Origin of the sequence: Campylobacter concisus (assembly GCF_003048835.2) — a bacterium.
Taxonomy (GTDB): domain Bacteria; phylum Campylobacterota; class Campylobacteria; order Campylobacterales; family Campylobacteraceae; genus Campylobacter_A; species Campylobacter_A concisus_D.
In genome coordinates this window covers 1,398,424-1,416,193 of record NZ_CP060705.1, presented here as the reverse complement: position 1 = coordinate 1,416,193, position 17,770 = coordinate 1,398,424, and the positions used below count along the sequence as shown (strand labels likewise).

Sequence of the window (17,770 nt, the reverse complement as noted above, 5' to 3'; positions counted from 1 at the left end):
TTTTGTGACACTAATAACGGGGCTGGGCAATCCTGGCTCCAAATACGAAAATACTAGACACAACATAGGCTTTATGCTTATAGACCTCCTAAAAGACTCAAATTTCAAAGATGTTAGCTCAGCTAAATTTCAAGGCGAAGTTTTTAAATTTAACGACATTATCTTGCTAAAACCAACGACCTTTATGAACCTCTCAGGTCAAAGTGTTAAAGCAGTAAAAGACTTTTATAAGCCAGATAGGATCATCGTCATCCACGACGATCTTGATCTTAGTTTTGGCGCGGTTAAATTTAAAAAAGGCGGCAGTAGCGGCGGACATAACGGCATAAAATCGATCGATAATCTAATAGGCAACGACTACGAAAGAGTGCGCGTTGGCATAGGGCATGAGGGCGATGCTAAAAATTTCGTCCTTGGAGAGTTTAGCGATGAAGAAAAAAAGGCTTTAGATGAAATTTTAGCCTATACAAAAAATGCGGTTTGTGAGCTGCTAAAGAGCGACATCAACGAAATTTCACAAAAATTTACGGTAAAAAAAGGTCTTATCAAATGAAACTATACGCCAGATACGTTGGCTGGGTCTATATAAAATCTTTTCTTATCGTATTTTTAGCGCTTGAGCTATTTTATGTTGGCATCGATCTGCTTACAAATTTAAAAGATCTGCCGCCATCTGCGAACCTTCAGCTACTCTACGTTGGTCTTACTGCGCTAAGTGCCATTAGCTACGTTTTGCCACTTTCGCTCATTTTCGCGTTAATAATTTTGCATGTAAATATGGTTCGCTCAAACGAACTAATCAGCTTTTATGCTCTTGGCATCAGCAAAAACAAGCTCATTTTGCCACCATTTCTCATCGCACTTTTTGTGACTATTTTTTATGTCGGGCTAAATTTTACGCCATTTGCTTATGCGCATGATTATCAAAAAAGCATTGCAAAAAATACCGCTTTTTCAAAAAGCACAAACGACTCATTTTTGAAATTTGAAGGTAAATTTATCTATATAAAAGAGCTAAACTCAGCCAAACAAAGGGCAAATGACGTGAGAATTTTTGACATTAATGGCACTGACTTGCTCTCAACAACCTTTGCCAACCACGCTAAATTTAAAGACAATGAGTGGGTTTTAGAGGATGTAAATCAGACCTTTTTGCCTCAAAGCTTAGAGCTTGGCGAAAATGGCTTTAGCAAGGTAAAAAGCGAAAATTTAGATGCGTTAAGAGGCTTTAAGCCAAAGAGCATTGAGAGTGCTGCAAGCGTTGAAAACTCGAAATTTAACATACCTGATGCGATAAATTTCATAAAGACATTTAAAAACGAAGGCATAGGGCTAGACAGCGCAAGAACGGCATTTTATAACCTTGCTATCACACCATTTTTTGCGCCATTTTTATTGCTTATTTTTTACTATCATTTGCCAGTGACCGGCAGGTTTTTTAACCTCGCACTCTCAACATTTATCTTTGTCGTCATAACTCTCGTAGTTTGGGGACTTCTCTTTATCTTAACCAAATTTGCTCAAACCTCAGTCATCTTGCCAGAGATCGGCATGGTGCTTCCAGTTATTTTGCTTTTTGCATACGCCATTTATCTCATAAAATCGCATCGTTAAGCCAAATTTTGGCAACTTTTTTGTAAAATCAAGCCATTTTAAAAAAGGCTATTTTATGGATTTTAAAGAGCTTGCAAGCAAATACAAAACCCCACTTTACGTTTATGATTTTAACTACATTAAAGAGCGCTATGAGGCGCTAAAAAACGCATTTTACGCTAGAAAATCTCTAGTTTGCTACGCTGTAAAAGCAAACTCAAATTTAAGTGTTTTAAAATTTCTGGCTGATCTTGGAGCTGGATTTGACTGCGTAAGCATCGGCGAGGTCAAAAGAGCGCTTCTTGCAGGTGCTAAGAGATATCAGATCATCTTTAGCGGCGTTGGCAAGAGCGATGAAGAGCTAAAAGAGGCTTTAGAAAATGAAATTTTGCTGATAAATGTTGAGAGTTTTGCCGAACTTTTAAGGCTTGAAGAGATTGCAAAAGGGCTAAATTTAAAGGCTAGGATTAGCATCAGGGTAAATCCTGGTGTTGATGCAAAAACTCACCCATATATCTCGACAGGGCTAAATGAAAACAAATTTGGCGTCGATGCGCAGACGGCTAAAAAGATGTATATCCACGCTAAAGCATCAGAGTTTCTTGAGCCAACTGGCATACACTTTCACATCGGCTCGCAGCTAACTTCACTAAGCCCGATAATAGACGCTGCAAAGATCGTAAGCGAGCTTTTAAGAGAGCTAAGAGCGCTTGAGATCGATATCAAATTCTTTGATGTTGGCGGCGGACTTGGCATCATCTACAACGATGAAAAAGAGATAAATTTATACGACTACGCACAAGGAATTTTAGGCGCACTAAAAGGTCAAGATGTGACCATCGTTTGTGAGCCAGGACGCTTTATCGTGGGCAATGCTGGCTACTTTGTCGCAAGTGTTTTATATGAAAAATTTAACGGCAAAAAGAGATTTGTCATCACTGATGGCGCGATGAATGATCTTATAAGACCAAGCCTTTATGGCGCGCATCACAAAATTTTTGTCGATGGCAAGGATGAAAATTTAGGCGCTTGCGATGTGGTCGGTCCAGTTTGTGAAAGCGGTGACTTTTTAGCAAAAGATATCAATCTGCCAGAGTGTAAGAGTGGCGATCTAGTCGTGGTTAAAGGGGCTGGAGCTTATGGATTTAGCATGAGCTCAAACTACAATACAAGAAACAGAGCCGCTGAAGTTTGCGTGCTTGATGGCAAAGATAGGCTGATAAGAAGACGTGAGTGCTTTGAGGACGTCGTGGCACCTGAGATTGAGTTTTTGGAGAGCGCTGATGCAAGAGCTAAATGAGCTTAGAAAAGAGATCGATAGTATCGATGATCTCATCTTAAATAAACTAAATGAGAGGATGAAGCTTGTTGAGCAGATCGGCAAGCTAAAGCAAACCACTGGGACGCCTATATATCGTCCTGAGCGCGAGCGAGCTATCATAAACCGCTTAACTAGCCTTAGCAAAGATAAAGCCTTAAATAAGGCTGCGATCGAGGCCATTTATCTTGAAATTTTTGCTGTTAGTAGAAATTTAGAGATGCCTCAAAAGATCGTCTATCTAGGACCTGAGGGCACTTATACACATCAAGCGGCGCAAAGTAGATTTGGCGCGATGAGTGCATATTTACCACTTGCTACGATCGAGGCAGTTTTTACAAAGCTAGCTCAAAAAGAGGCAAAATACGGTGTCGTGCCTATCGAAAACAACACTGAAGGCGCTGTTGGAGCTACGCTTGATTGTTTGAGTAAATTTGATGATATAAAGATAGTGGCAGAGCTCTACGTAGATATCCATCACAGCTTTGTTAGCATAAATGAAAATTTAAAAGAGATAAAGCGAATTTACTCGCATCCGCAAGGCTACAACCAGTGCCGTAAATTTTTAGAGGATCACTTGTTAAATGAGGTCGAATTTGTCCCAGCAAAATCAACCTCAGCAGCTGCATATATGGCATCTATGGATAGAGAATCAGCCGCCATTTGCTCAAAAATCGCAGCTAAAATTTACAATGTGCCAATCGTCTATGAGACTATTGAAGATAATATGGCAAATAGAACGAGATTTTTGATCTTAAGTGATTTTAAAAACGCCAAGGTTGAAAATTCAAAAACTTCGATCCTAGCAAAGACTGATCACAGTCCAGGTCGCCTTGCTGATCTGCTTTCTATCTTTAAAAATGAGAATATCAATATCACAAAACTTGAGTCACGTCCTATAAAGCAGCGCGAATTTAAGTCAATTTTTTACCTTGACTTTGAAGGGCATATCGACGATGAGAAGGTGCAAAACGCCTTTGAGCTCGCAAAAGAGAGCGGCGCTGAGATAACGTGGCTTGGAAGCTATTTAAACGGAGAAGAGTAATGAAATTTAATGACTTTTTAGATGATCTAGTAAATTACGAGGCTGGAAAGCCGATCGAGCTTGTAGTTAGGGAGTTTGGCATCGAGGCAAAAGATGTGATAAAGCTAGCGAGCAATGAAAACCCTTTTGGCACTAGCAAACGCGTAGAAGAGGCGCTAAAAGAGGTCGCTAAAAATGCACATCTCTATCCAGATGATAGCTACTTTGAGCTAAAAGAGGGGCTGGCTAAGAAATTTGGCGTAACTAGCAAAAACCTAATCATCGGCTCTGGAAGCGACCAGATCATAGAGTATGCGCTTCATGCAAAGGCAAACAAGCAAAGTGGCGTTTTGATGGCTGGCGTGACATTTGCGATGTATGAAATTTATGCAAAACAAACTGGGGCTAAAATTTACCGCACAAAGAGCGTGGAGCATAATTTGAATGAGTTTTTAGAAATTTATAACGCACACAAAGATGAAATCTCTGTCATTTTTCTTTGCTTGCCAAATAACCCATTAGGCGAGTGCATTGATGCCGATGAGGTCTATAAATTTATAAAAAACATTGGTGAAAATACGCTTGTGGTGCTTGATTGTGCCTACAACGAATTTGCTAAATTTAAAGATAGCAAAAAAGAGATAAAGCCAAGCGAGGTGGTGAAATTTAAAAATGCCATCTACCTTGGCACTTTCTCAAAGGCCTATGCGCTTGGTGGCATGCGTGTTGGATACGGCGTGGCAAATGAAGAGATCATAGGCGCACTTTCAAAGCTAAGAGCCCCTTTTAACATCACAACTCCAAGCTTAAGAGCAGCGATCGTAGCACTTGGTGATGATGAATTTGTGCAAAAAACTATGCAAAACAACTTCGAGCAGATGAATAGATATGAGGAATTTGCAAGGCAAAATGGCATTGAGTTTATCCCAAGCTATACAAATTTCATCACATTTAAATTTAATGAGCCAAAATCAAGCCAGATATGCGAAAAGATGCTAAAAAAAGGTATAATTTTACGAGATTTAAAAAGCTATGCCTTAAATGCGGTGAGAATCACCATCGGTCAGGCATGGCAAAACGATAGAGTTTTTGAAGAGTTAAAGCAAATTTTAAAGTAGGGATATGGATTTTAAGGCATTACTTCATCAAATAAGTCAAATTTATCAAAAGCTTTCACTAAAACAAAAGATCGTCGCAGGCAGCTCGATCGTTTTGGTTGTGGCTTTTTTGGTATTTTTAACGCTTTACAAAAGCAAAAGTGATAGTTTTGCAGGATATAGCGTCCTTTTTGAAAACATCAGCCCAAGCGACTCAGCCTTAATAGTCGATCAGCTAAATAAAGATGGTATCAAGTATAAACTAGCAAATGAAGGCACTATCCTTGTGCCAACGAGCGATGTCTATAAAGAACGTATCGCGGTTGCAACGCTTGGCATACCAAAAGAGAGCAAGATCGGTTTTGAAATTTTTGACAAGCAAGAATTTGGAGCTACTGATGCTGAGCAGAGAGTTAAATTTCAAAGAGCGCTCGAGGGTGAGTTAGCTAGAACGATCGAGAGCCTCTCATCTATCCAAAAAGCAACCGTAAGAATAGCCATACCAAAAGAGAGCGTTTTCACTGAAAGACAAGCACTTCCGACCGCTTCTATCGTTGTTGAGCTAAAGCCAGGCGTTAGTCTAAATGCGAAGCAAATTTTTGGCATTAAAAACCTAGTTGCTGCCTCTGTTACAAATTTAAGCACAGAAAATGTAAAGATCGTCAATCAAGATGGCGTCGCACTTGGCGATGAGGACGGAGAGTTTGATAGTGATGCCATAGCTCAGCAGATCCGCTATAAGCGCGAGTTTGAAAATAATTATGAGCAAAAGATCGTAAATGTCCTAGCTCCTATCGTAGGCGGGGCAGATAAGGTCGTAGCAAAGGTAAATATCGACTTTGACTTTGATAAAAAAGATACGAAAAGCGAGGTTTATGACCCAAATAACGTCGTAAGAAGCGAGAGTAACATCGAAGAAAAGCGTCAAGGTTCAGCTCCAAATGAAGTGGGTGGCGTCCCAGGTGCGGTTAGTAACATAGGTCCAGTTCAAGGACTAGATGATAGCACTTTAAAAGAGCAGTACAACAAAAGCTCACAGCAGACAAACTACGAAATTTCAAAGAAAGTGACAAATGTCAAAGGGCAGTTTGCTAGCATAAACAGAGTAAGCGCAGCTGTCGTTATAGACGGACTTTATCAAAGCAAAAAGGACAAAGATGGCAAGCCAACTGGCGAGCTTGAATTTGCCCCGCTTACCAAAGAGCAAAGAGAATCAATCACAAATTTAATCAAACAATCAATCGGCTACAATCAAAACAGAGGCGATGAGGTGAGCTTAGATAACTTCGAGTTTAAAACTGGCAAAGATGTCAGCACTGGCGAGAAGATGGATGGCTTTATGAATAACTACGTGATGCCGTTCTTGCCGCTACTAAAATACATCTTTGCGCTTGTTTTACTCTACTTTTTCTACAAAAAGGTCATCGTACCATTTATGCAAAAAATGCTTGAGGAGACCAGAGAGGAAGAGGAGCAAGTCCAGGACGATCTTGAAGAGATCGAGATGGATGCAGAAGATACGCTCGAGAAATTTAAAGCCGCTCGCAAGAAGGTCGAGGAGCAGCTTGGCCTTAGTGGTGAATTTAACGAGGACGAGCTAAAATACGACGTCCTTCTTGAAAAGATGAAGATAGTAGTCACCGAGCGAAGTGAGGAAATTTCAAATTTACTCCAAGATATGGTTAAAAACGATAGTGAATTTAACATGCGTAAGGAAATTTGATGTCTATAAAACTAACCGATAAGCAAAAGATGATATATGATGATCTTTCAATGCCAGAAAAGATCGCTATTTTACTGATCCAGCTTGGTGAAGAGGCGACAGCTCTGATATTTTCTCATATGGATGTTGATGTCATCACCGAAATTTCAGGCTACATAGCAACTGCAAAAAATATAGACAAACAAGTTGCTGGTGCTATTTTGGAAGAATTCTACGCTCTCATGCAGTCAAATCAATATATGAGAAGTGGCGGTTTAGAGTATGCAAAAGAAATTTTATACCGCACATTTGGCCCAGAGGCTGCTCAGAAAATTTTAGACAAGCTTGCTAAAAGCATGGAGAACTCAAAGAGTTTTGGCTATCTTGATAAGATAAAGCCACAGCAACTCGCAGACTTCATCGTAAAAGAGCACCCTCAAACCATCGCGCTAATCCTTGCCCACATGGATTCAACAAGTGCTGCCGAGACACTAAGCTTCTTCTCAGATGAGCTAAGAAGTGAGGTTGTGATCAGGATGGCAAATCTTGGCGAGATCAGCCCATCAGTCATCAAGCGTGTCTCAACAGTGCTTGAGGGCAAACTTGAGAGCCTCACATCTTATAAAGTCGAGGTTGGTGGCCCAAGAGCTGTGGCAGAAGTGCTTAACAGACTTGGTCAAAAAGCTAGCAAAAGCACGATCGAGCGCATCGAGCAAAGCGATGATAAGCTTGCTACAACGATCAAAGAGCTTATGTTTACCTTTGAAGATATCATCAATCTTAATGCAACTGCGATTAGAGAAATTCTCAAAAATGTCGATAAAAAGGACCTTATGGTTGCATTTAAGGGTTCAAGCGATGGCATTAAGGATAAATTTTTATCAAATATGTCTCAGCGTGCAGCCGAAGCCTTTAAAGAGGAGATGCAATACCTTGGCGCTGTGCGTGTAAAAGACGTTGAAGAGGCGCAAAGACGCATCGTTGAGGTCGTTCAAGGTCTAGCTGATCAAGGTGTCTTCCAAGTTGGCGAAGCAGATGAGATGATAGAATGAAAAGTAGCGTAATAACAAGTGAGACCTCACCGGCTCACTTTATAGAAAATTATAGATTTAAGGTGCTTGGAAGTAACGAAAGAGCCCAAGATAGCACACCTGTTTTGATAGAAGAAAATAATCTTAGTGAAGAGCTAAATGAACAAAGCTTAGAGCAAGGTGGTGAAAATTTCGCACCTCAGATGTCACACCCAGTGCAACCAAATATGCAAAATCACTTTGCACCTCAGTCTCAAAATAGCCAAGCTCACCAGCCTGGATTTGACTCGAGTTTTGTCGAGGAGCTGCTTAAAAAGACAGATGAGCTAAGCAGCAATATCATCAAGCTTCAAATGCAAATAGAAAATCAAGAGAGTGAATTTGCAAAACGTCTTGAGGCTGAGATCGCCCGTGCAAAAGAGGATGGCAAAAACGAAGGCATCGCTCAAACAAACGCTGCAAACGAGGCAAAGATAAGGGAGCTTGAGGCTAAATTTAACGCTTCAGCTGCAAAGTTAGATGAGCAGTACGCTAAATTTGATGAGTTTTTGAAAAAGAGCGAAGACGAGCTTGGCCAAACTGCGATAAAGATCGCAAAAGAGGTGATAGAAAAAGAGGTGTCAAGCGCATCTAGCCAGATCGCTCATCACCTAGCTGGCTCACTCATTAAAGAGCTAAGCGACGTAAAAAACATAGAAATTCGCGTAAATCCTGAGGATAGCGACTACCTAAGAGAGCAGTTTAGTAAAAATGAGCGCGTTAAAGTTTGCTCAGACGACGCTATAAGCAAAGGTGGCGTAGTGATAATAAGCGAGGGCGGAAACATCGACGCGACGATGCAAACAAGGCTTGAAAAGCTAAAAATGTTGGTAAATAATGAATAAAGACGTTAAAAGCCTAAATGTCGATGAGCTAAACGCGCTTTGCCACGACATCAGAGATAAAATTTTAGCCACTGTTAGCAAAAATGGCGGTCATCTTAGCTCAAACATCGGTGCAGTCGAGATCATCGTTGCGATGCATAAAATTTTTGATGTTACAAAAGATCCGTTTATTTTTGATGTGAGCCACCAAAGCTACGCACACAAGCTACTAACTGGGCGCTGGGATAGCTTTGACACGCTTAGGAAATTTAACGGTATCAGCGGCTACACAAAGCCAAGCGAGAGCAAATTTGACTACTTTGTAGCAGGACATAGCTCGACGTCCATTTCACTTGCAGTTGGCGCTGCAAAGGCGATCAGGCTAAAAAATGAAGACCGCTTGCCAGTGGCTGTCATAGGCGATGGCTCGCTAAGTGGCGGCATGGCGTACGAGGCACTAAATGAGCTGGGGGACAGAAAATATCCTTGCGTCATCATCTTAAACGACAACGAGATGAGCATAAGTAAGCCAATAGGCGCACTTAGCAAGTATCTAAGCCAGATGATGGCAGGGCAGTTTTATCAAAAATTTAAAGGCAGGGTCGAGCGCTTTTTAAGCTACATGCCAGACTCTGCAGCCTACATGGCTAGACGCATGGAGGAGGGCATCAGGCTCATCACTCCTGGCATGTTTTTTGAAGAGCTTGGACTTGAGTACATAGGCCCAGTCGATGGGCACGACCTCTCAGCGCTTCTTAGTACATTTGAAACTGCCAAAAACATGAAAAAACCAGTCATCGTGCACGTGCAGACGCTAAAGGGTAAAGGGTATGAATTTGCCGAGGGTTATTATGAAAATTGGCACGGAGTTGGGCCGTTTGATCTAAAAAGTGGCGAATTTATAAAAAGACAGTCAAACAAGTCAGCCACGGCGATCTTTAGCGAGCAGCTTTTAAAGATGGCAAGAGAGCACAGCGACATCGTTGGCGTAACGGCTGCGATGCCAACAGGCACTGGTATGGACGCGCTCATACATGAGTTTCCAGACCGCTTTTGGGACGTGGCGATAGCCGAGCAGCACGCAGTTACCTCGATGTCGGCTATGGCAAAAGAGGGCTTTAAGCCATTTGTCGCGATATACTCGACCTTTATGCAAAGAGCCTACGATCAGGTCATTCACGACGCTTCTATCTTAAATTTAAACATCACATTTGCGATGGATAGGGCGGGCATCGTGGGTGAGGATGGCGAGACACATCAGGGTGCTTTTGACATTAGCTTTTTAAACGCTGTGCCAAATATGGTTCTTTTTGCCCCAAGGTGCGAAGAGAGCATGAAAAATGTTATGGAATTTGCCTACTCTTATAAAGGCGTTAGCGCATTTAGATATCCGCGCGGGGCATTTATCTTAAGAGGTGAGTTTAAAGCTAAGCCACTTGAGTTTGGCAAGGGTGAAATTTTAGCTGATGCAAAGAGCGAGACCGCATTTTTAGGCTATGGCAATGGCGTTGGCAGGGCAAATTTGGTTAGAAATTTACTAGCTGGCAAGCTTGAAGCTATCCTTGTTGATCTAGTCTTTGTAAAGCCGCTTGATAGAGAGCTTTTATGTGAGCTAGCAAAACGCACTAAAAAGTGGTATATCTTTAGCGATAGCGCTAAAAAAGGCGGCGTTGGCGAGATTATAAGTGCCTTTTTGCAAGAAAATGGCATATCAAATGTAAGCGTTGTTAGCTTTGAGTATGATGATAAATTTATCCAGCATGGCTCGACAACTGAGGTCGAAGAGAGCCTTGGCATAAGTGCTGAGCAAATTACCCAAAAATTACTAGAGAATAATTAATATCATTTAATAAAGAAACGTTTAATATTACTTTTGCTAGCATAAAGCAAAAATTTGTATAGGGGAAAATTATGCAATATGTATCGTTGCTAAAACAGTCTGGGCTTAAAGTAACGCCGCAGCGTCTTAGCGTTTTGAGAATTCTTGATCGTCACACACATCCAACGATCGATGAGCTTTATGATGAAATTTTGAAAGAAAATCCATCAGTTTCGCTCGCAACTGTCTATAAAAACCTAAACACTCTAAAAGACGAAGGCCTTGTAGTTGAGGTAAATATCGTCAATCAAAAGGCGAGATACGACATTTACGAGCATCCGCACATCCACGTGGTTTGCGAAAACTGCGGTAGCGTCGAGGATATGAGCTATGATGACTCAGAGCTTGGCAAATACCAAGAAGCGCTTGAAAAAAAGATCGGTAACATCATCGAGCGCCTAAATATCGTTGCTAGCGTAAAAAGCTGTAAGCACTGCCGATAAGGCAAAATTTATGTTGCATAATGCAACATAAATTTTTTTCTTCATAAAACACTTCAAAAAAGCCTAAAATTAGCATTTTTCTCATTATTTTAAGCACTAACTTGCTAAAATAAACAAAAAATTTCGGAGAAAAATGTGGGTTTGGAGATAGAGCGTAAATTTTTACTCAAAAATTCTCAAATTCTAGATTTTCTAAAAGATGCTGGAGTAGTTTTTAAGCACCTTGAAATTTCTCAGTTTTACACCAAGATCACGCAAAATGAAGAGATCCGCTTCAGAAGTGAAGAGGGTAAATTTATAAAAACGATCAAGGTTGGCAAAGATCTTATAAGAGAAGAAAATGAGGAATTTTGCGAAAAGGCCGAGTTTAAAAAGGCCCTAAAAAACTGTATCGGACGCGTAATCACCAAAGATAGATACATTTTTCGGCTAAACAATAATCCATGCAACATTGACGTTTTTAAAGACGGTTTAAACGGACTTTGCACATTTGAAATAGAATTTAGTGATGAAAACGAGGCTGTCTATTTTAAACTGCCACCATTTTTGGAGCAGTTTTGTAAGGCCGATGTCACCTGCGATAAAAGATATAAAAACAAATTTCTAGCCATCCACGCAAACGAAAATGAACAAATCGACTACAAAAGAGCCTACAATGTCTTTAAAAACAAAGAAATTTCGCCAAATTTTACTGCGAATTTAAAAAGTGGCGAGGCACTTAGAGCTTTATTTTTAAGCATATATAAAGAGATAAAGAGGCTAAAGAGTGACTATCTGCAAGATCACGACGAAGAAATTTTGCACAACCTGCGAGTAAATTTAAGAAAAGTTAGGTCGTTACTTAAAATTTTTAACGGCGTTTTTGATGAGAAAGTGACGCTCTTTTTTGGAGAGAATTTTAAAATTTTGACAAATTCAACCAACAAAAAGCGAGACCTTGACATTTTTCTAGGCTTTTTAAGCGAGCAAAAGCACGCAAATGAGCTTATTTACTTTGTGCAAAAGGCTCTAAATTTAGAGTATGAAAACATTAAAAGCTACCTGAGTGACGAGGAAAACTACGCATTTTTAAAAGAGTGGGAGATATTTTTAAACGAGGGCGAGTTTTATAGATCAAAGCTCTTTGATGTAAGCCTTTCGCGACTTGGTTCGTTTAAGCTAAGAACGCTTCTAGTTTTGGCTCAAAAGAGGCTAAAAAGCCTAGATCAAGACTGCCCAAATGAGAGCTTTCACAAGATCAGGATCGAGCTTAAAAAGGTGAGATATACCTACGAGTTTTTGAGTGAGATTTTTTATTTTGACGGGCTTAAAAAGTATGAAGAGCGGCTAAAAGATATGCAAGAGATCTTTGGTGCGCTTCAAGACTATGACGTTTGGCTTGGCATCTTAGAGCGCTTGCCAGAGGTTGCCGGCAAAGAAAAACTTGAGAGCAAAATTTACAAACAAATTTACAAAACTAGAGAAGAGATACTAAAAAAACGGCTTAAATTTATAAAAGCAACTCGCAAGATCTCGCGAAATTTAAAAATTTACTACATATAAAGGTCTAAAATTTATGCAAAAACAAGAAAAGATAGTTGATATGTTTAACCAGATCGCTCCGACTTACGACGTCGCAAACAGGGTGCTAAGCCTTGGCGTGGATGTGAGCTGGAGGAAATTTGCCTGCAGGTATATGCTAGAAATTTTTAAAAATAAAAGCATAAATATCGTGGATGTGGCTTGCGGCACTGGCGATATGATGGGGCTTTGGAGTGAAATTTCAAAAGAATTTGGCGTTGAGGTAAAAAACCTAACTGGCATCGACCCATCAAGCGGCATGCTAAAAGAGGCGAGGGCGAAATTTCCAAATTTTAAATTTATAGAGGCCTACGCTGATAATACAACGCTTGCAAGCGGTGAGGCTCAAATTTTAAGCATAAGCTACGGCATCAGAAACGTGGTCGAGCGAAAGGCTGCACTAAGAGAGTTTAACAGGGTCTTGGCTGATGGCGGCTACGTCGTCGTGCTCGAATTTACAAAGCGCCAGAAAAAGGGCTTAATAACCTCATTAAGAGATTTTTACCTAAGTAAAATTTTACCAAGTATAGGCGGCTTTATCTCAAAAAACAAAGAGGCGTATGAGTATCTACCAAGCTCGATAGAAAATTTCCTCGATGCAAAGAGCTTTTGCGACGAGCTTATAGAGGCTGGCTTTGAGATAGAGCTTTGCAAGGGCTTTAGCATGGATATCTCGACGCTATTTATCGCCAAAAAGGTCAAAGAGATCAATGCTTAGCGTATCTGAGCTAAACGAAAAAGCAAAGGCACTGCTTGAGGCAACCCTTGACTACGTCGAGGTAAGTGGCGAAATTTCGCGCCTAACAAAGCATGCCTCTGGGCACTGGTACTTCACACTAAAGGACGAAAAGTCAAGCATCTCAGCCGTGATGTATCGTATGAATAACCAAAAGGTAAAATTCCTGCCAAAAGAGGGCTTGAAGGTCAAAATTTATGGCAAAGTGACCATTTATTCGCCAAGTGGGTCGTATCAGCTAGTGGCTAGTGCTATGCTGCCAGATGGCGAGGGCGAGCTTGAGCTTGCGTTTAGACAGCTTAAAGAAAAGCTCGAAAACGAGGGGCTTTTTGACATCGGTGCAAAAAAAGAGATACCAAATTTACCTAAAAAAATAGCCCTTGTCACAAGCGCCACTTCGGCTGCACTTCAGGACATGCTAAAAGTCGTCACGAGCCGCTGGAGGCTAAGTGAAATTTATATATTTGACGCACTAACTCAGGGCGAAAATGCCCCAAGCTCGCTTATAAAAGCCTTGAGAAAAGCCGATAAATACGGCGTTGATGTGATCGTTTTGGCGCGCGGAGGCGGCAGCAAAGAAGACCTTTGGTGCTTTAACGACGAGGGTTTGGCACGTGAAATTTACGCTACAAAAACGCCAGTCATAAGCGCTATCGGCCACGAGATCGACTACGTTATAAGCGACTTTGTAGCAGACCGCAGATCTCTTACGCCAAGTGCAGCCATGCTTGATCTTTTGCCTGATGAAGAGGCGTTTTTTCAGTATCTTGACAGGCTCAGCGACCATCTTGATAGCGCTTTAAATTTAAAGATCACAAAGAAGCAAAATTTATTAAATTTATTACTTTCTAAATTTTCATCAAACGCTCTAAAAGCTAGGATCGAGCTAAAATTTAGCGAGGTAGCAAACAAGCAAAATGCCCTAACAAACGCCGTGCAAAGAAAGATCTTGCTTCTTGGCTCAGCCCTTGGCTCTTTGGAGAAAGCCTACGAGATGAGGGAGCTCTTTTTTGAGAGCACGAAGGGGCTTATCGAGGTTAGAAAAGATGGCAAGAGAGCTGATCTTAGGGATTTAAATCTCAATGATGAGATCGAGCTTATCTCGCAAAATACACATAAAAAAGCAATTATCAAGGAGTAAAAATGAGTAGAAAAATCAACTTTAGCGCAGGCCCAAGCGCGATACCACTAGACGTTTTAGAGCACGCAAAGGCCGAATTTACCGACTATAGAGGCGAGGGCTACTCGATCATGGAGATCAGCCACAGAAGCAAGACCTTCGAGGAGATCCACTTTGGTGCGATGGAGAAGATAAGAAAGCTTTATGGTATCGGCGATGAGTATGAAATTTTATTTTTGCAAGGTGGCGCACATTTGCAATTTAGCATGATACCGATGAATTTATATCAAGGTGGCAATGCGCAGTACGCAAACACCGGCGTTTGGACAAACAAAGCGATCAAAGAGGCAAAAGTGCTTGGCGTAAATGTAGATGTCGTCGCAAGCAGTGAGGATGAAAATTTCTCTTATATCCCTGAGGTGAAATTTAGCGATGACGCTGACTACGCCTACATCTGCTCAAATAATACGATCTATGGCACTCAGTATAAATCTATGCCAAAGACCAAATCGCCCCTAGTTGTCGATGCTTCGAGCGATTTTTTTGCTAGACCGCTTGATTTTAGCAGTATCGGCTTGCTTTATGGCGGCGCTCAGAAAAATGCAGGCCCAAGCGGCGTGACTATCATCATTTTAAGAAAAGATCTAGTTGATCGCGTGAGCAGCCAAAACGTCCCTATGTTTTTGCGCTACAAAACGCACGCAGAGGCAAACTCGCTTTACAACACACCGCCAACTTTTGGAATTTATCTTTTAAATTTAACTATGCAGCACCTACTAGATCTTGGCGGACTTGCTGAGGTTGAGAAGATAAACGCCAAAAAAGCAAGCACACTTTATAATATTATCGATAGCTCAAATGGCTTTTACGTGGGTCACGCTAAAAAATCAAGCAGATCAGATATGAACGTGAGCTTTACGATACCAAAAGATCATGCGCTTGAGCCAGTTTTCGTCGAAGAAGCGCTAAAAGAGGGCATGCTTGGACTAAAAGGTCACAGACATCTTGGCGGCATAAGAGCCTCTATCTACAACGCCGTTAGCCAAAGCGACGTCGAGAAACTTGGCGAGTTTATGAGAGAATTTGCCAGAAAGCATGGCTGATGAACAAGGCAAAAAAAGCTTACGATGAAATTCCTTATTTCTCAGCTGCATTTAGCGACTGCTCGCCTGTTAGGATAGAGGCGGTTGCTAAATTTCTTGGGCTAAAGGCGGCAAATTTAAAAGACGCTAGAGTGCTTGAGCTTGGTTCATCATACGGTGGCAACATCTTGCCATTTGCAGCTTCGCACAAAGAGGCAAAGGTCGTTGGCATCGATATCTCAAGCCACCAAGTAGAAGAGGGCAACAAGATCGCAAAGAAGATGAATTTAAAAAATTTCACCCTTTTTGAGCGCGACTTTTTGCACATGAATGAGCACGATATCAAAGAGCTTGGCGAGTTTGACTACATCATCGCTCACGGCGTTTATAGCTGGGTGAGCCCAAACGTAAGAGACGCGCTACTTGCAACGATAAAGGCGCTACTTAGCAAAGATGGCATCGCCTACGTCTCTTATAACACCTACCCAGGCTGGAAGAGCCTTGATATCTTAAGAGATTTCATGCTTTTTGCGAGCGCAAATAGGGGCGATAAAGACTCACTTCCTCACGTCAAAGAAGAGTTAAATTTCTTGCAGGATTATTTGAAATTTAGCCTGCAAAACCAAAGCGACGTCGTCTATAAAGACAGCATGAAACTGCTTTTGACGCAGCTAAATTTCTTGCAAGGCATCATCGCAAAGGGGAGTGATTATTACATTTTGCACGACTTTTTGGAGGCGAGCAACGAGCCAACTTACTTTCATAAATTTGCTAGGCACATCGATAAACACGGACTTTGCTACGTCATAGACGCCTCACTAAACGATATCTTTGCAAGCTCGACTGGGATTTACCGATTTGACGCGCACATCGAGCAAAGCTACAACACTCGCATCAAAAAAGAGCAGCTAAACGACTTTTTGTTTAATAGATCCTTTAGAAAAAGCCTCATCGCTCACAAAGAAAGGCTTGAAGGCGCTGATGATTTTGACGCGGTGCTTGGAGAGAGCGAGCTAAATAGCCTAAATTTTGCCTACTTTAGCGAACAACCAAGGACAAAAACGCAAGAAATTTTAAGCAAGGCCTACCCGCAAAGTCTAAATTTAAACGAAGCAAAGGCTGCACTTGGTGAGAGCGAGAGCGAAGCCTTTATGGGGCTACTTGAAATTTTAAATGATCAAAACACTAAAATTTCATCATCAAAGCTTATTGCGCTTGATTATGAGCCTAAAAAAACTAGGCTAAAGCCTAGAGCAGCAGCGTATCTAGGATATTTTTTGGAGGCTAGTTTGCCAGTTATTTCTTTGGCAAATGAGCTAAATGGCAAGCTTAGCTTAAGCGTTGAAGAGATCAAAGCCGCTTTGAAATTTGACGGCAAGACTAGCTTTAAAGAGATCGCAAAGGGCGTAAATTTAAGCGAAGATGAGCTAAAAGAGCTTGCTTTTAAACTAAGCGAAGCCTACTTTTTTGAAGAAATTTAAAAAGAGCGTGGCAAATTTAGCCATGCTCTTACTCAAAAAACATATCTTTTAATATCAAACATATCATCGCTATGTAAAAGACCAAAAACCATTTTTTAAGTGTTTTTTTGTCTGTATTTTGCGTCTTTTTGGTGCCAAAGTATGCGCCTATTAGCGAGCCAAGACCTAAAAATGCGCCCTCAGCGTATGAGATATGGCCATTTAGCGAGAGTGAGATGAAGCCCGCGATGGCCGCAAACATAACGAAAAACACGCCCATAGAAACGGCTTTTTTCAGCTCATAACGTAAAAAGCCAACCAAGATAGGAGCGATAAAGACGCCTCCGCCGATGCCGATGCTAATGGCAAAAACGCCAACAAAAACGCCAACTAAAAATAGCAAAAAGAGCGAATTATTCGCATTTGAGCCGTCGCTGTTTGGCGAAAAGTATAGCTTTATAAGTGAGAAGACAAAAGTTGCTAGAAGCATAGACTCAAGTAAGAGTGCAGGTGCGTGTGATACGATGATACCACTAAAACTTGCTCCCACAAGACCCCCAAGCCCCAAAAATACGCCGCGGTTTAGCTTTAAAAGTCCAGCTTTGTAGTTTAGATACGAGCCAAATGTCGCACTAAAGATCATCTGCATGACGCTTATGCCAATGGCCGTTTTCACGTCGTATCCGAAGGCGACCATTATAGGAACGACGACCGTGCCTCCGCCGATGCCAAAAAATCCAGCTATGTAACCAACGCCGATACCTAATATAAAAAGTTCTACAAAAAGCATTTTTTCTCCCTTGACTGGTGCAAATTTTAGCCAAGGGGCTCTTAAAAAAATAGTAAAAAGGCGTAAATTTAA

The 17,770-nt window shown here is 41.2% G+C and carries 16 protein-coding genes; 15 read left to right on the top strand and 1 reads right to left on the bottom strand.

Features of this window, described 5'->3' with window-relative positions; genetic code table 11:
* The first annotated feature begins 4 nt into the window (after positions 1 to 4).
* The 15 genes from pth (at position 5) to CVT08_RS07065 (ending at position 16,929) form a co-directional block, all read left to right on the top strand.
* Positions 5 to 553, top strand: a complete 549-nt coding sequence (gene pth, locus CVT08_RS07135) for an aminoacyl-tRNA hydrolase (RefSeq protein WP_107856018.1) — start codon at positions 5 to 7, stop codon at positions 551 to 553.
* A complete protein-coding gene (locus tag CVT08_RS07130) occupies positions 550 to 1,614 on the top strand; it encodes an LptF/LptG family permease (protein ID WP_107856017.1) in 1,065 nt (354 codons plus the stop codon). The genes pth and CVT08_RS07130 overlap by 4 nt, the downstream gene beginning before the upstream one ends.
* A gap of 55 nt (positions 1,615 to 1,669) precedes the next feature.
* On the top strand, positions 1,670 to 2,893 hold the full coding sequence (gene lysA / locus CVT08_RS07125) for a diaminopimelate decarboxylase (protein ID WP_103597389.1): 1,224 nt from the start codon (positions 1,670 to 1,672) through the stop codon (positions 2,891 to 2,893).
* A complete protein-coding gene (gene pheA, locus CVT08_RS07120) occupies positions 2,877 to 3,956 on the top strand; it encodes a prephenate dehydratase (protein ID WP_107804942.1) in 1,080 nt (359 codons plus the stop codon). The genes lysA and pheA overlap by 17 nt, the downstream gene beginning before the upstream one ends.
* Entirely contained in the window at positions 3,956 to 5,053 is a 1,098-nt protein-coding gene (gene hisC / locus CVT08_RS07115; RefSeq protein ID WP_107856016.1) for a histidinol-phosphate transaminase, read from the top strand. Before pheA ends, hisC begins: the two co-directional genes overlap by 1 nt.
* Positions 5,054 to 5,057: 4 nt before the next feature.
* Positions 5,058 to 6,755, top strand: a complete 1,698-nt coding sequence (gene fliF, locus CVT08_RS07110) for a flagellar basal-body MS-ring/collar protein FliF (RefSeq protein WP_103573179.1) — start codon at positions 5,058 to 5,060, stop codon at positions 6,753 to 6,755.
* Positions 6,755 to 7,786, top strand: coding sequence for a flagellar motor switch protein FliG (fliG, locus tag CVT08_RS07105; protein ID WP_012001435.1), 1,032 nt, complete (start codon positions 6,755 to 6,757; stop codon positions 7,784 to 7,786). Before fliF ends, fliG begins: the two co-directional genes overlap by 1 nt.
* The gene (gene fliH / locus CVT08_RS07100; RefSeq protein ID WP_107856015.1) at positions 7,783 to 8,649 is read left to right on the top strand and encodes a flagellar assembly protein FliH; all 867 of its coding nucleotides are present in this window, start codon (positions 7,783 to 7,785) and stop codon (positions 8,647 to 8,649) included. Before fliG ends, fliH begins: the two co-directional genes overlap by 4 nt.
* Positions 8,642 to 10,468: a 1-deoxy-D-xylulose-5-phosphate synthase gene (dxs, locus tag CVT08_RS07095; protein ID WP_107856014.1), complete on the top strand. Its 1,827-nt coding sequence runs from the start codon at positions 8,642 to 8,644 to the stop codon at positions 10,466 to 10,468. Before fliH ends, dxs begins: the two co-directional genes overlap by 8 nt.
* A 71-nt stretch (positions 10,469 to 10,539) precedes the next feature.
* Positions 10,540 to 10,950, top strand: coding sequence for a Fur family transcriptional regulator (locus CVT08_RS07090; protein ID WP_009294652.1), 411 nt, complete (start codon positions 10,540 to 10,542; stop codon positions 10,948 to 10,950).
* Between the two features lie 135 nt (positions 10,951 to 11,085).
* Positions 11,086 to 12,492 (top strand): CHAD domain-containing protein, encoded by a 1,407-nt coding sequence (locus tag CVT08_RS07085; protein WP_230855921.1) that lies wholly within the window; start codon positions 11,086 to 11,088, stop codon positions 12,490 to 12,492.
* A 13-nt stretch (positions 12,493 to 12,505) separates the two neighbouring features.
* Complete coding sequence (gene ubiE / locus CVT08_RS07080) at positions 12,506 to 13,228, top strand: bifunctional demethylmenaquinone methyltransferase/2-methoxy-6-polyprenyl-1,4-benzoquinol methylase UbiE (protein WP_107856013.1); 723 nt, start codon at positions 12,506 to 12,508, stop codon at positions 13,226 to 13,228.
* Complete coding sequence (gene xseA, locus CVT08_RS07075) at positions 13,221 to 14,387, top strand: exodeoxyribonuclease VII large subunit (RefSeq protein WP_107856012.1); 1,167 nt, start codon at positions 13,221 to 13,223, stop codon at positions 14,385 to 14,387. Before ubiE ends, xseA begins: the two co-directional genes overlap by 8 nt.
* Before the next feature lie 2 nt (positions 14,388 to 14,389).
* On the top strand, positions 14,390 to 15,469 hold the full coding sequence (gene serC, locus CVT08_RS07070) for a phosphoserine transaminase (protein WP_107856011.1): 1,080 nt from the start codon (positions 14,390 to 14,392) through the stop codon (positions 15,467 to 15,469).
* Positions 15,469 to 16,929 carry a class I SAM-dependent methyltransferase gene (locus CVT08_RS07065; RefSeq protein ID WP_107856010.1) on the top strand — a complete coding sequence of 487 codons (1,461 nt, stop codon included), beginning with the start codon at positions 15,469 to 15,471 and terminating at the stop codon, positions 16,927 to 16,929. Before serC ends, CVT08_RS07065 begins: the two co-directional genes overlap by 1 nt.
* Before the next feature lie 28 nt (positions 16,930 to 16,957).
* Here the strand turns inward: CVT08_RS07065 and CVT08_RS07060 are convergent, their stop codons facing one another.
* Complete coding sequence (locus tag CVT08_RS07060) at positions 16,958 to 17,698, bottom strand: sulfite exporter TauE/SafE family protein (protein WP_103598330.1); 741 nt, start codon at positions 17,696 to 17,698, stop codon at positions 16,958 to 16,960.
* Positions 17,699 to 17,770: the final 72 nt, after the last annotated feature.

What these genes read in the sequence shown, in the direction of transcription:
- CVT08_RS07130 (WP_107856017.1), top strand. Translation starts at nt 550, where the DNA reads ATGAAACTATACGCCAGATACGTTGGCTGGGTCTATATAAAATCTTTT.
- lysA (WP_103597389.1), top strand. Translation starts at nt 1,670, where the DNA reads ATGGATTTTAAAGAGCTTGCAAGCAAATACAAAACCCCACTTTACGTT.
- pheA (WP_107804942.1), top strand. Translation starts at nt 2,877, where the DNA reads ATGCAAGAGCTAAATGAGCTTAGAAAAGAGATCGATAGTATCGATGAT.
- hisC (WP_107856016.1), top strand. Translation starts at nt 3,956, where the DNA reads ATGAAATTTAATGACTTTTTAGATGATCTAGTAAATTACGAGGCTGGA.
- fliF (WP_103573179.1), top strand. Translation starts at nt 5,058, where the DNA reads ATGGATTTTAAGGCATTACTTCATCAAATAAGTCAAATTTATCAAAAG.
- fliG (WP_012001435.1), top strand. Translation starts at nt 6,755, where the DNA reads ATGTCTATAAAACTAACCGATAAGCAAAAGATGATATATGATGATCTT.
- fliH (WP_107856015.1), top strand. Translation starts at nt 7,783, where the DNA reads ATGAAAAGTAGCGTAATAACAAGTGAGACCTCACCGGCTCACTTTATA.
- dxs (WP_107856014.1), top strand. Translation starts at nt 8,642, where the DNA reads ATGAATAAAGACGTTAAAAGCCTAAATGTCGATGAGCTAAACGCGCTT.
- CVT08_RS07090 (WP_009294652.1), top strand. Translation starts at nt 10,540, where the DNA reads ATGCAATATGTATCGTTGCTAAAACAGTCTGGGCTTAAAGTAACGCCG.
- ubiE (WP_107856013.1), top strand. Translation starts at nt 12,506, where the DNA reads ATGCAAAAACAAGAAAAGATAGTTGATATGTTTAACCAGATCGCTCCG.
- xseA (WP_107856012.1), top strand. Translation starts at nt 13,221, where the DNA reads ATGCTTAGCGTATCTGAGCTAAACGAAAAAGCAAAGGCACTGCTTGAG.
- serC (WP_107856011.1), top strand. Translation starts at nt 14,390, where the DNA reads ATGAGTAGAAAAATCAACTTTAGCGCAGGCCCAAGCGCGATACCACTA.
- CVT08_RS07065 (WP_107856010.1), top strand. Translation starts at nt 15,469, where the DNA reads ATGAACAAGGCAAAAAAAGCTTACGATGAAATTCCTTATTTCTCAGCT.
- CVT08_RS07060 (WP_103598330.1), bottom strand. Translation starts at nt 17,698, where the DNA reads ATGCTTTTTGTAGAACTTTTTATATTAGGTATCGGCGTTGGTTACATA.